This is a genomic window from Streptomyces sp. NPDC001339 (assembly GCF_042895955.1).
In the GTDB taxonomy this organism is placed as follows: Bacteria; Actinomycetota; Actinomycetes; order Streptomycetales; family Streptomycetaceae; genus Streptomyces.
Window position 1 is genome coordinate 591,616 of the sequence record NZ_JBIAWT010000003.1, and the last position, 12,013, is coordinate 603,628.

Sequence of the window (12,013 nt, forward strand, 5' to 3'; positions counted from 1 at the left end):
TGCGTTGTATTTGCGGTAGCGTGCCGGGCATGGATGCGAACGAACAGGCGCTGCCCATCGTCTTCGTGCACGGCATGCGTGTGAGCGGCACGATGTGGCGGGCCGTGATCCGGGCCATCGGAACCCGGCACCCCACGGCGGCACCCGACCTGCCGGGCCATGGCACCCGGCGCGGCGAGCCGTTCACCATGCCCGGTGCCGTGGCGGCGGTCGCCGAAGCGGTGGACGAACTCGGCGGCCGGGCACTGGTCGTGGGACTCTCCCTGGGCGGCTACGTCGCGCTGGCCACGGCCGCAGCTCATCCGGAACGTGTCCGCGGCCTGGTGGCGATGGGCTGTACGACTCTGCCCCGCGGCCCTGTGGCCGTCGCCTACCGGGGAATGGCACGTGCGGGCGGCCGGTACCCGGAAGCGGTCAACCGTCTCAGTGCCTTCGCGCTCCGGCGCGGGCTTCCCCGTCCACTGGCCGAAGCCATGGTCGCGGGCGGTCTGAGCAGCGAGACCATGCCGGACATCGTCAACTCCGTTGCCGGGCAGGACCCGTTGGCCTCTCTCGCGGCGTATCCGGGTCCCGTGTGGCTGGTGAACGGCGAACGCGACCACTTCCGCCGCCACGAACGCCACTTCGTGCGCTCCTGCCGTCAGGGACGCCTCGTCCTCCTGCCGGGCCGCGGACACCTCACCAGCCTCGCCGATCCGGCGGTGGTCGCCCGCCAGGTCCTCGACGCCGCGGCCGTCGCGGCGCCGGGCCCGGGGCAGGGGTAGGGGCGGGGGGCAGGGGTGGGGGTGAGGCGGGCTGATCGCCGCATCCGCCCGTAACGGAAAGGCCGTCACGGGAAAGGCCGTCACGGGACGGGAGGCCGTCGCTCTTCCGCCGGATGACGGCGCTCACACGACCATCACGATCGCGGCGCCCAGGCCGCCCAGCCCCAGGGCGAAGGCCGCGCTCGCCAGTCCGCCCTCCCGCCACCGGAAGGGCCTGTCGAGGGCGAAGCGGCCGGGGCCGACGGCGGCGACCGTGAGCGTGGCGGCCCCGATGATCAGGGGAAGCTCCATCCCGCCCTCGTTCACCCAGAGGCCGTACGGCGCGGCGAGGGCCATGGCGTTGATCATTACGCCGAGCACGGCGGCGGCCGCGAGCGGGGTGAACAGCCCGACCGCGAGGCCGAGGCCGCCGAGGAGCTCCGAGGCTCCGGCGATCCCGGCGAAGAGCTCGCCCGGGTGGTAGCCGTACTGCGTGAAGACCTTGCCGGACCCGGTGAGCCCCGGGCCGCCGAAGAGGCCGAAGAGCTTCTGGGCGCCGTGGCCGGCCATGATCAGCCCTGTCGACAGGCGAAGGAGGAGCAGGCCGAGATCGGCGCCGAGAGAGCGAGAACGGGAGGTGCGGGACCGGGCGCTTCCGCCCGGTGGCCGCTCGGCGAGCAGTTTCATGACGGTGTCGCTTCCCGCACCGGCCCGGCCGCCGTGGGACCACGGTGTCGTACACCGGCGCCGGTGCGCTCGTGGGGACCCTCACCACTGATCGTGCTACGGGAGAAGCCGTCTGCCTAGGGGCCGGGCGGAATCGCCCGCCCCTTCGGGGTCCGGGCGCGCACGCCTACCGTTCGGTACGCGAGACCACTGCCACGCGAGACCACCGCACTGTCCGTCTGATCACATCCGATGCGCCGTCTGGTCACGTCCGGTGCGCGACCGCGCTCGACTTCGCCCTCCGAGCCACCGCCTGGCATGATCCCGCTCATGGCTGAACGCGTGATTGCCGCTTGTGACGGCGCATCGAAAGGAAACCCCGGGCCCGCGGGCTGGGCCTGGGTCGTCGCCGACGCCCAGGAGACCGTCATCCGCTGGGAGGCCGGTCCCCTGGGTGCCGCGACGAACAACGTGGCGGAGCTCACCGCCCTGGAGCGCCTGCTGGCAGCCACCGACCCGGCCGTGCCGATCGAGATCCGGATGGACTCCCAGTACGCGATGAAGGCCGTCACGACCTGGCTGCCCGGCTGGAAGCGCAAGGGGTGGAAGACCGCCGCGGGCAAGCCTGTCGCCAACCAGGAGCTCGTCGTACGCATCGACGAACTGCTGGCGGGCCGCACCGTGGAGTTCCGGTACGTGCCCGCACACCAGGTGGACGGTGACCGGCTGAACGACTTCGCCGACCGGGCCGCGAGCCAGGCCGCGGTCGTCCAGGAGGCGGCCGGCAGCGAGCTCGGTTCGCCGGAGCCGCCGGCCTCGGCGGACGCCGTCCAGGGAGCGGGTGGTACGCGCCGTCGCACCTCGGGTCCGGGGGCGAGGACGAAGGCGGCGAGCCCGAAGGCGGCGAGGACGTCGTCGCGGACCCTCAACGCCAAGTTCCCCGGTCGCTGCCGCTGCGGCCGGTCGTACGCGGCAGGTGAGCCGATCGCCAAGAACCCGGACGGCTGGGGGCACCCGGCGTGCCGCTCCGGAGCGGAGCCGGCCGAGGTCTGAGAAGTCCGGCGGAGCTCGGACATCGAGATGTCTCAGATGTCCTCGACGAGCCGGCGCACCCCGGTCTCTGCCTCCGCGTCGTCGGGCAGGTAGCACAGGAAGTGGTGTCCCGGCTCGTCCAGGGCAGCCAGCTTCACATAGCGAAGGCGCAGTTCGCCCGCCTTCGGGTGCCGGAAGTGCCGCACTGCGGGCTGGTAGACCGCGGTCTCCCGCTGCTCGTACCAGCGGGCGGCATCCGGGTCCCGGGTGATCTCGTCAGCGATCTCCGCGTACCTCCGGTCCTCGGGGTGGCGGGCGGCGTTGGCGCGGAACTGGCCCAGCAGACCGCGCGCTTCGGATTCCCAGTCGACGAGCAGAGTGCGGGCCGGCGCCCAACGGAACACCAGCCACGGCAGATTGCGCCGCTTCGGAGGGAGACGTGCGGGATCGGTCAGCAGCGCGGCGTAGCCCGCGTTCCAGGCAAGCAGGTCCCAGTGCGGGTCGATGACCACGGCCGGGTTCGGCGCCACCGACTCCACCAGGGACAACAGGTTCCGGGAGACCCAGCCGGGCGGGCGGGCGGCCGCACCGGCGGTGTCCTCGACGAAGGAGAGGACGTGCGCGGTCTCCGCCCCGTCCAGGCACAGCGCCCGTGCCACCGCGCGCAGTACCTGCTCCGACGTACGGACGCGCCCCTGCTCCAGCCATGCGTACCAGGAGCTGCTGATGCCGGCCCGTTCGGCCACCTCGTCGCGCCGCAGCCCGCGGGCGCGACGGCGCGGGGCCACCGGCAGGCCCAGCGCGGCCGGGGACAGCCGTTCCCGGCGTGAGCGGAGGAAGGCGCCGAGCTCCCCGCGGCGGGTGGGGGTGGTGGGTTCTCTGCGGAAGGCAGGGGTGGTGGGGTCTCCGCCGAGGGTGGGGATGGTGCTCGCCTCGCCGTCGGCCGGCGGTTCTGTGACCCTCATCGCGTCGTCGTCTCCCTCTCTTACCGCGGTGTGGTGCGGGGTGTGCCGCCTCTGGGTCGCCTCCCCTGGGCTGCCGTCCCTGGGCTGCTGTCCCTGAGTGTGCCGAGAGCGTCTGTCACGTCGTCTACCTCGTCCGCACAGTATGTCCCGCGTGCTCGTACGGCGGCCCGCTCAACGTATGAGTGATCGTCACCGTTTGACGAGCGGGACCGGACGCGGTGAGTGGTGGGCTGGAGGGGAACCGGGCCCGGAGACCGCTGGGCCGGGCAGAAGGGAGCAACTCCTCCGTGTCCATACCGTCCGTTCCACCCACTCCACCCATGCCGTCCGCTCCCTCCACTCCCTCCACCAGATCCGGTGGACCGGCCCCGTCCGCGCCGTCTGCGCCGTCCGACCCGTCTGCCCCGACCGCGCCGCCGCTGCCGCCGGCCACATCGACCGCCCCGTCCACCCGCGCACTCCGTCTGCTGCGGGCCGCGGGCCTGGTCAGCAACTTCGACCGGTTCTGCATCGCTCCCATGCTGGTGCTCATCGCAGGCCCGCTCGGCACCGATCTGTCGACCATGGCGCTGGCCGCCGGCGTCTACTACCTCGCCTACGGGCTGATGCAACCGGTGTGGGGCCTCGCCAGCGACCGGATGGGACGGATCCGCGTCCTGCGGCTCTCCCTCGCGGCCGGCTCCCTCGCCGCGGCGCTCTCCGCGCTCGCGCCGAACGCCACCCTGCTGATCGTGGCCCGCGCCCTCTCCGGAGCCTGCTTCGCGGCCTGTATCCCGGCCACCCTCAGTCATGTCGGCGACGTCGTCCCCGCCGAGCGGCGGCAACGCCCGCTCACCGACCTCATGACCGCGTTCTCCCTGGGCACGGCGCTGGGCACGGTCACGGCCGGCGTGCTGGCGCACTACGCCGGCTGGCGGCTGGTCTTCGCACTGCCGGCCCTGCTCGCCGGGTACCTCTGGCACGCCCTGCGCCACCTCCCCGAACCGGCCCGCCGGCCCTCCGGCTCGCCCCTCCTGGCGCCGTTCCGGGTCGTGCTCGGATCACCGTGGATGTGGTACGTCATGGCCGTCGCCCTGCTCGAAGGCGCCGTACTGCTGGGCTTCTTGACGTATCTGGCGCCGGCGTTGGAGGCCCGGGGCGTGCCGGCCTCGGTGGCCGGGGCGGTGTCGGCGCTCTACGGTGTGGGCGCCATGGCGTGCGCACAGCTGGTGAAGAAGCTGGTGGACCGGTGGAGCCCCGCCGTGCTGATCGTGGCGGGCGGCGCACAGGCGGGTGCGGCCTATGCGCTCGCCGCGGTGAGCCGGTCCGTACCGGTCCTGGCGGTCACCGCGTTGCTGCTCGGCAGCGGCTGGTCGTTCCTGCACACCACGATCCAGACGTGGGCCACTGCCGTGACCCCGGAGGCGCGGGCCACCGGTGTCGCGATGTTCGGTGTCAGCCTCTACGGCGGCAGCGCGCTCGCGGGCGGCCTGACGGCCGACGCGGCGGGACACCATGCCTACGGCGGCATCTTCCTCGCCGCCGCCCTGCTGACGATTCCGCTGACCCTCGCGGCCGCCGTCGGGCGTGCCCGCTACCGGTGACGCACGCTCGCCCCCGAACGTCCGTGGCGAGGGCGGCGAACTTCAGAGAACGGCAGGCAATCCGCAGAAAACCCACAGAGGACGGCAGGAAACAACGGAAACAGCGGAAATAGCTGAAAACGGCAGGAAACTTCAAGACACAGCAAGACACAGCAAGACACAGCAGGGTTCGGCCAGTTGCGTGAAAGCGCCTGGCACACCTCCCCCGGCACGGCGACCATGGCGTGATGACCACAGCGGACCGCCACGGACACGTCATGACCGATACGGGTACCGAAGCCGTTGCCCGGTACGAACAGGCGCTGGACGACCTCCTCTTCTTCCGCCCCGAGGTCCTGGACACCGCGCGGTCGGTGCTCGCCGCCTCGCCGCGTTCGGTGATGGGCCAGGTCCTCGTCGCCTACCTGGGCGTCCTGGGGACCGAGGAGAAGGACGCGGCCGCCGCCCGTGAGGCCTTCCTCCGCTTCCGCTCAGGCCTCGACTCCACGCGGCTGACGCCCCGCGAGCGCGGGCATACCGCCGCGGCCACGGCATGGCTGGACGGCGATGTCCACGGCGCCGGCCGCATCCTCGGCGACCTCTCCATCGCCTTCCCCCGTGATGCGCTGGCGCTCTTCGCCGGGCATCAGCACGACTTCCTCACCGGCGATGCCCAGCGCCTGCGCGACCGAGTCGGCGCCGCACTCGACGCCTGGGACCAGGACGACCCCCACCACGGTCCCCTGCTCGGCATGTACGCCTTCGGCCTGGAGGAGTCGGGCCACTACGAACACGCCGAACAGGTGGGCCTGGCGGCCCTCGCCCAGCACCCCGGCGACGTCTGGGGCATCCACAGCGTGGTCCACACCTACGAGATGCGCGGACGGTTCGCCGACGGTATCCGCTTCCTCGACGCCCGTACCGACGACTGGGCGAGCGGCTCTCTGCTCACCGTCCACAACTGGTGGCACTACGCCCTCTACGCCCTGGAGACCGGCGACATCTCCCGGGTCCTGGAGATCTACGACTCCGCCCTCCAGCACGACGAGTCGACCGGTGCGGCGATGGAACTGCTCGACGCCGCCGCGCTGTTGTGGCGCCTGTACCTGGCCGAGGCCGAGGAGGTGCCGGGCGCCCGGTGGGCCAGGCTCGCCGACGCCTGGGAGAGCCGCCAGGACGGTCCGTACTACGCCTTCAACGACGCCCACGCGGTGATGGCCTACGTCGGAGCGGGCCGTATCGCCCAGGCCGAGCGCCTCGTCCAGGACCGGGAACGCTGGCTGGCGTCGGCGCCCGGCGTGACCAACCGCGCGATGACCGCGGACATCGGCCTGCCGGTCTGCCGCGCACTGATCGCGTACGGACAGCAGGATCACGCCCGGGCAGCGGATCTGCTGCTGCCGGTCCGCCACCGTCTGAACGACTTCGGCGGCAGCCACGCCCAGCGCGACGCGATCCAGCGGACCCTCGTCGAAGCCGCCCTCCGCGCGGGCCGCGCCGCACTCGCCCGCACCCTCCTCAGCGAACGTATCCAGTTGCGCCCGATCTGCCCGTACAACTGGTCGGCCAAGGCCCGCCTGGAAGAACAACTGGGCGCCCCGGCCCGCGCGGCAGCCGCCCGCGCCCGGGCCGCCGCCCAGGCGGGAGCGTGACGACGGCCGGCCGTGCAGGACGGTCAGCCGCGCTCAGGGCGTGCGCGACGGAACAGAGCCGTCCAGAGGAAGGATTCGCCGAAGTGCGGGGATCCCGGCGGCTGGTGGCGCATCCGGCGCAGTTCGACCTCCGTCAGGCCGGAGAAGATCCCGCGCAGGGACTCCGCGGTGTAGGCGAGGCCGCCATGGAGGCGGGCCTGGCGGTAGAGGTCGGCGTCATCGAGTTCGCAGCCCGTTTCACCGGGCGCGAAGCAGGTGAGGGCGAAGTGCCCGCGCGGGGCGAGGTGCCGCTCGAGGAGGGCGAGGTAGCTGATCCGGCGGTGCGGTGGCAGGTGATGGAAGCAGCCGGAGTCGTAGACGAGGTCGTACGGGCCGCCGAGTTCGGTGCCGACGAGGGTGAACGCGTCACCGCACCGGAACCTGGCCCCGACCCCTGCCGCACGGGCGCGGTCCTCCGCCCAGGCGATCGCCGCCGGTGAGAGATCGACGGCGTCCACCTCGAAGCCCAGCGACGCGAGATGGAGCGCGTTGCGGCCCGGGCCGCACCCCACGTCGAGGGCACGGCCCGGGGCGATCAGACCGCGGTCGAGGTACGAGACCAGGTTCTCGTCCGGCTTCGCCACGAAGAACGGCACCGGCCTGGAGCGGTCGGCGTAGAAACCGTCCCACCAAGCGGCGGCATCACTGGTCCACCGGTCGGCCTCCTGCGCGAACAGGCCGTCCAGGAGCCTGAGTACATCGTCGACCGTGCGGATGTTCCGGTCCATCCGGACTCCTTTCCCGATCCGCCGATGGTAGGGCCGGACGGGATGAAAGCCCAGGTCAGCAGCTATGCCCGCACGCTCCTACGGACCGCGGGAGGGGCTCGGCCAGGGACGGGAAGGGGATCGGTCAGGGGCTGGGGAGACGGGGCGCGGGCACCCCTGCCGAAGGGCGTTACGGGGGCGGTGTGCGCTGAGCCGGCCCGGCTTTCCGAGGGTGGTGGGCCGACCCGGGCACGGTCGGCTCGGTCAGTCCTCCGCCCGCTGTGTGACGGGTGCTTCGGTACGGTCGCCCAGGAACTCGTACCACCGGCGGCGCAGGCACACGTACCGGGCATCCGCCTCGACGAGGCCGAGGAACGAGGTGACGGTTTCGCCGAGCCGTTCCTGGAGCCCGGGATCGGTCAGCTGGCCGTCGTCGGTGAAGCCCTGGTGGGCCGCGGCGAGGCTGAACATGTCCGGGTAGACCCGGGTACCCAGGTGCTCCAGCGGAACCCGCAGGGCCCACAACCCCCGGTTGCCGCCGACCAGCGACGGGGAGGCGGACAGCAGAAGCGCGTGCTTGGTCTTGAACGGCTGCGGCCGGACCCGCGAGACCCAGTCGATGGCGTTCTTCACTACGCCCGGTACGGAGGCGTTGTACTCGGGTGAGGCGAGGACGAACGCGTCGCACCGCTCCAGCCGGTCGCGCAGCGCCAGCGCGCCGTCCGGCAGCCCCTGTTCCGCCTCCATGTCACCGTCGTACAGCGGCATGTCGAACTCCCGCATCGCGGCGAGGTCCACATCGGCGCCGGAGCGGGAGAGCATACGGGCGGCGAGCGCGGCCAGTCGCGCGTTGGTCGACTCCGTCCGGAGCGCGGCGCCGAGGACGAGTACGCGCAGCGGTCCGGGCGCGGCAGCGGTGGCGGGCATCGTCGGATCACGTCCTTCCGTTATGCATGTCTTCCGTCAAGCGCGGTCTTCCGCCAGGCACGTCTGTCGTCATGCGCGGTCTTCCGCTAGGCACGTCTTCGTCATGCACGTCTTCGTCATGCATGTCCTTCGGTCATGACATTCGCGATATATGGGGTAAGTGTGACGGTGCTTCCGCTCGCCACGCGTGTGCCGCGCCCGGGGCGGCCGTACGGCTGGAGTCAGGAAGGCGGGGTAGGGCAGGGAGCGGCGGGGAAGGGGAGTGAGCTGACGGGGGGAGTGAGCTGACAGGGGGTGAGCTGACGGTGAGTGAGCGGGGGAGTGAGAGGAGGCGAGGCGGATGCTGGTTCTGGCGCGCGCGGAGGTCGAGGCGCTGCTCGACATGGACGCGCTGATCGACGCGCTGGCGTCGGCGATGACGGACCTCAGTGCGGGACGGGCCGCCGCCCCGGACCGGGTCGCCGCGCCGGTTCCCGGACGCGACGGCTTCCTGGCGGCCATGCCGGGGTTCGTCCCGTCCGCCGGGGCGCTGACCAGCAAGCTGGTCTCCGTCTTCCCGCGCAACGCCGGCACACCGCTGCCGACCCACCAGGCGCTGATCGCCGTCTTCGACCCGGACACCGGCGAGCCCACGGCGCTGCTGGACGGTACGGCGATCACCACGGCACGCACCGCCGCCTGCTCGGCGCTCTCGGCGCGGCTGCTGGCCCGCGAGGACGCCTCCGTCCTGGCGATCCTGGGTACGGGCGTCCAGGCCAGGGCCCACGCCGGGGCGATGTGCCGGGTCCGCCCGATCCGGCGGGTCCGGGTGGCGGGCCGGGACCGTGCCAAGGCCGCTGCCCTGGCCCGCGCGCTCTCGGCCGAACTCCGGCTTCCCGTCGAGGCGGTGGCGACATACGCCGAGGCGCTCGACGGTGCGGACATCGCGGCCGCGGCCACCCACACCGTCGACCCGGTGGTCCGCCGACCCTGGCTGGCACCCGGCGTGCATGTGACCTCGGTGGGCTTCAACCCGGCCGGCCGGGAGATCGACGATGCCACCGTCGCCGAGGCGCTCGTCTGCGTGGAATCGCGGCAGGCGGCACTGGCGCCCTTCCCCGCGGGCAGCGAGGACCTGCTCGGCCCGATCCGCGCGGGCGTCATCACGGAACATCATGTCCACGCCGAGCTCGGCGAACTCCTCACCGGCCGCAAGCCGGGCCGGTCCTCGGAGGACCAGCTCACCCTCTACAAATCCGTCGGAGTGGCGGTGCAGGACGCCGCGGCCGCGGCGCTCGTCGTGGCGGCGGCCCGTGAGCGGTCGGCGGGCGCGGAGGTCCGGTTGTGGTGAAGCGAGCGCTGTGGTGAGGCGAGGGCTGTGGTGAAGCGAGGGTTGTGGTGAAGGCGAGGGGGCGGTGCGAGTGCGCCCCGGCGCGCGTTTCCGCCACGGGTCCAGGCTGCTTCCGGCGGGAGCATCCTCGAACGCCGCTGTAACGTCCGCGACTCGGCTCCGCGCGTACCGTCTGTGCATGCTTCTATGGATCAACGGCCCCTTCGGCGGTGGAAAGACGCAGACCGCGTACGAGATCCAGCGACGGCTTCCGGGCGGTGTCGTCTGCGACCCCGAGCATGTCGGCTTCGGCCTCCACCGGACGCTGCGGATGCTGCCCGCGTCCTTGCGCCGCGACTTCCAGGACCTCCGGGCCTGGCGGCAGGGCGTCTTCGAGGTGCTCGACCTGGCGCTGACCCGGTACGACGGCACGGTCATCGTGCCGATGACCGTGGTGGAGCCGGTCTACTTCCGGGAGACTGTGGGACGGCTCCGGGAGCACGGCCACGACGTCCGGCACTTCGCGCTGCTGGCCGACCGGGAAACCGTTCTGAGGCGCCTGCGGGAACGGGGCGTCGGCCGGCTCGTACGTGCCCTCGCGGGCGAGCGGACGGCGTTGCGGCGGGAGAGCTTCGCGGTGTCGAAGCTCGACCTCTGCCTGGAGCGCCTCCGCGCGCCCGAGTTCGCGGAGCACATCCGGACCGACCGGATCACCGTTCCGCAGGTCGCCGATCACATCGCCGCCTCGGCCGGGCTGACCCTCTCGCCGAACACGGACGGAGCCCTCCAGGGGCGCCTCCGCCGGGCCTGGACGGGGGCGAAGCACATCCGCATCGACTGATCGACTGATGGCGTCGTGATGGGGCGCGGCAGGGACGGCAGCATGGGGCGCGGCCCGGGAAGACCACCCGTGGCGGCGCGCACGGTCGCAGACCACACGGCATCGCAGAACACGCGACAGAACATGTATTCGAATCTGTGGTTACGCTGGAACCATGGGCATGCATCTTCAGGGCTCGCTCTTCGACCAGGCCGACGAGATCCGCCTCGGTCCGCTGCACGGGCTGCGCCGGACCGAGCTCGGCGACGGGGCCTGGATCGATCTGCTGCCCGGGTGGCTGAGCGGGGCGGACGCCCTGTTCCTGTGGCTCGTCTCCGAGGTTCCCTGGCAGGCCGAGCGACGGCATATGTACGAGCACGTGGTGGACGTACCGCGGCTGCTCGCCTTCTACCACGCCGGCGACCCGCTGCCGCACCCGGTGCTGACGCGGGCGCGGGACGCACTCTCCGCTCACTACGCCGATGAGCTGGGCGAACCGTTCACCACGGCCGGTCTGTGCTACTACCGGGACGGCCGCGACAGCGTGGCCTGGCACGGTGACCGGATCGGCCGCGGCGCCCGGGCGGACACGATGGTCGCCATCCTCTCAGTGGGAGCACCACGCGACCTGATGCTCCGGCCGCGGCACGGCCACGGCACCGTACGGCGGCCACTGGGACACGGTGACCTGATCGTGATGGGCGGCTCCTGCCAGCGGACCTGGGAGCACGCGATCCCCAAGACGACGCATGCGGCGGGACCGCGGATCAGCATCCAGTTCCGGCCCCATGATGTGCGATGACCGGCCCGCCGATCCGATCGCGACAACTTGGCCCGCCGGTTGGCCGGAAGTCGCCCGGAAGGCAACGTACGACGGCGGACCGGCCGTCCTAGGGCACACACGCCGGATACCTTTATTCCCTTCTTCTCTGGGGGTGGACGATGACGATGCGACGGCTGGGGACGACGGCCGCGGTGCTGTTGCTGACGGGAGCGGGCCTGCTGGGCACGGCCGGAGCGGCCGGCGCCGCGACCGTACCGACGAGTGCGACCGCACCGACGGGTGCGGCCGGCCCGGCCGGGCCGGGCCAGGCCTGTTCGACGAGCTGGGGCAGTACGAACAAGACGGTGACGGGCGCGTACGCCGAGCCGTTGCGGAACATCAGGACCGGGCGGAACGCGTGTTACGACCGGATGGTCTTCGACATCGGCGGCGCGCAGGACGGCAGGGTCGGCTACCACGTCGGCTACGTCGACGCGTTCCACCAGGACGGGTCCGGCGAGCGGATCCCGGTCGGCGGCGGGGCCATTCTGCAGATCTACGTGACGGCGCCGAGCTACGACCCCTCGACGGGGGAGCAGTCCTACGCGGGCGAGGCCGGCAAGCCGCTGCCGGGCGTGGACCTCAGCGGCTACCGGACGTTCAGGGACACCAGGTTCGGCGCGAGCTTCGAGGGGCAGACCCAGATCGGCCTGGGGGTACGCGCCAGGCTGCCGTTCCGGGTGACGCAGTCCGGTGACCGGCTGATCGTGGACGTGGCGCACACCTGGTGACCTGATCTGACCTGACTTGAGCTGACCGCGGCCGCGG

12 protein-coding genes are annotated in these 12,013 nt (G+C 72.1%); 8 read left to right on the forward strand and 4 right to left on the reverse strand.

Annotated features, from left to right (window positions below; translation table 11 throughout):
* Nucleotides 1–29: 29 nt before the first annotated feature.
* Nucleotides 30–764 carry an alpha/beta fold hydrolase gene (locus ACFY12_RS11660; protein WP_390715581.1) on the forward strand — a complete coding sequence of 245 codons (735 nt, stop codon included), beginning with the start codon at nucleotides 30–32 and terminating at the stop codon, nucleotides 762–764.
* 123 nt (nucleotides 765–887) lie between these two features.
* Here the strand turns inward: ACFY12_RS11660 and ACFY12_RS11665 are convergent, their stop codons facing one another.
* Nucleotides 888–1,430, reverse strand: coding sequence for a DoxX family protein (locus tag ACFY12_RS11665; RefSeq protein ID WP_390715582.1), 543 nt, complete (start codon nucleotides 1,428–1,430; stop codon nucleotides 888–890).
* Between the two features lie 297 nt (nucleotides 1,431–1,727).
* On the opposite strand from ACFY12_RS11665, the gene ACFY12_RS11670 reads away from it, so the two are divergent.
* A complete protein-coding gene (locus tag ACFY12_RS11670; protein WP_390715583.1) occupies nucleotides 1,728–2,462 on the forward strand; it encodes a ribonuclease H in 735 nt (244 codons plus the stop codon).
* Between the two features lie 32 nt (nucleotides 2,463–2,494).
* On the opposite strand, the gene ACFY12_RS11675 is transcribed toward ACFY12_RS11670, so the two are convergent.
* The gene (locus ACFY12_RS11675) at nucleotides 2,495–3,406 is read right to left on the reverse strand and encodes a helix-turn-helix transcriptional regulator (RefSeq protein ID WP_390715584.1); all 912 of its coding nucleotides are present in this window, start codon (nucleotides 3,404–3,406) and stop codon (nucleotides 2,495–2,497) included.
* Between the two features lie 320 nt (nucleotides 3,407–3,726).
* Between ACFY12_RS11675 and ACFY12_RS11680 the strand changes: the two genes are divergently transcribed.
* Complete coding sequence (locus ACFY12_RS11680; protein ID WP_390715585.1) at nucleotides 3,727–4,989, forward strand: MFS transporter; 1,263 nt, start codon at nucleotides 3,727–3,729, stop codon at nucleotides 4,987–4,989.
* A gap of 227 nt (nucleotides 4,990–5,216) precedes the next feature.
* The gene (locus ACFY12_RS11685) at nucleotides 5,217–6,620 is read left to right on the forward strand and encodes a tetratricopeptide repeat protein (protein WP_390715586.1); all 1,404 of its coding nucleotides are present in this window, start codon (nucleotides 5,217–5,219) and stop codon (nucleotides 6,618–6,620) included.
* A 23-nt stretch (nucleotides 6,621–6,643) separates the two neighbouring features.
* Here ACFY12_RS11685 and ACFY12_RS11690 read toward each other — a convergent pair whose 3' ends face one another.
* Both ACFY12_RS11690 and ACFY12_RS11695 read right to left on the reverse strand, forming a co-directional pair.
* The gene (locus ACFY12_RS11690; RefSeq protein WP_390715587.1) at nucleotides 6,644–7,387 is read right to left on the reverse strand and encodes a class I SAM-dependent methyltransferase; all 744 of its coding nucleotides are present in this window, start codon (nucleotides 7,385–7,387) and stop codon (nucleotides 6,644–6,646) included.
* 243 nt (nucleotides 7,388–7,630) lie between these two features.
* Nucleotides 7,631–8,293, reverse strand: coding sequence for an NADPH-dependent FMN reductase (locus tag ACFY12_RS11695; RefSeq protein WP_390715588.1), 663 nt, complete (start codon nucleotides 8,291–8,293; stop codon nucleotides 7,631–7,633).
* 340 nt (nucleotides 8,294–8,633) lie between these two features.
* On the opposite strand from ACFY12_RS11695, the gene ACFY12_RS11700 reads away from it, so the two are divergent.
* The 4 genes from ACFY12_RS11700 to ACFY12_RS11715 all read left to right on the forward strand — a co-directional run bounded on the left by ACFY12_RS11700 (nucleotide 8,634) and on the right by ACFY12_RS11715 (nucleotide 11,976).
* A complete protein-coding gene (locus ACFY12_RS11700; protein WP_390715589.1) occupies nucleotides 8,634–9,623 on the forward strand; it encodes an ornithine cyclodeaminase family protein in 990 nt (329 codons plus the stop codon).
* A gap of 178 nt (nucleotides 9,624–9,801) precedes the next feature.
* Nucleotides 9,802–10,443, forward strand: a complete 642-nt coding sequence (locus ACFY12_RS11705) for an AAA family ATPase (protein ID WP_390715590.1) — start codon at nucleotides 9,802–9,804, stop codon at nucleotides 10,441–10,443.
* 154 nt (nucleotides 10,444–10,597) lie between these two features.
* A complete protein-coding gene (locus ACFY12_RS11710) occupies nucleotides 10,598–11,224 on the forward strand; it encodes an alpha-ketoglutarate-dependent dioxygenase AlkB (protein WP_390715591.1) in 627 nt (208 codons plus the stop codon).
* Between the two features lie 146 nt (nucleotides 11,225–11,370).
* Complete coding sequence (locus ACFY12_RS11715) at nucleotides 11,371–11,976, forward strand: hypothetical protein (RefSeq protein WP_390715711.1); 606 nt, start codon at nucleotides 11,371–11,373, stop codon at nucleotides 11,974–11,976.
* Nucleotides 11,977–12,013: the final 37 nt, after the last annotated feature.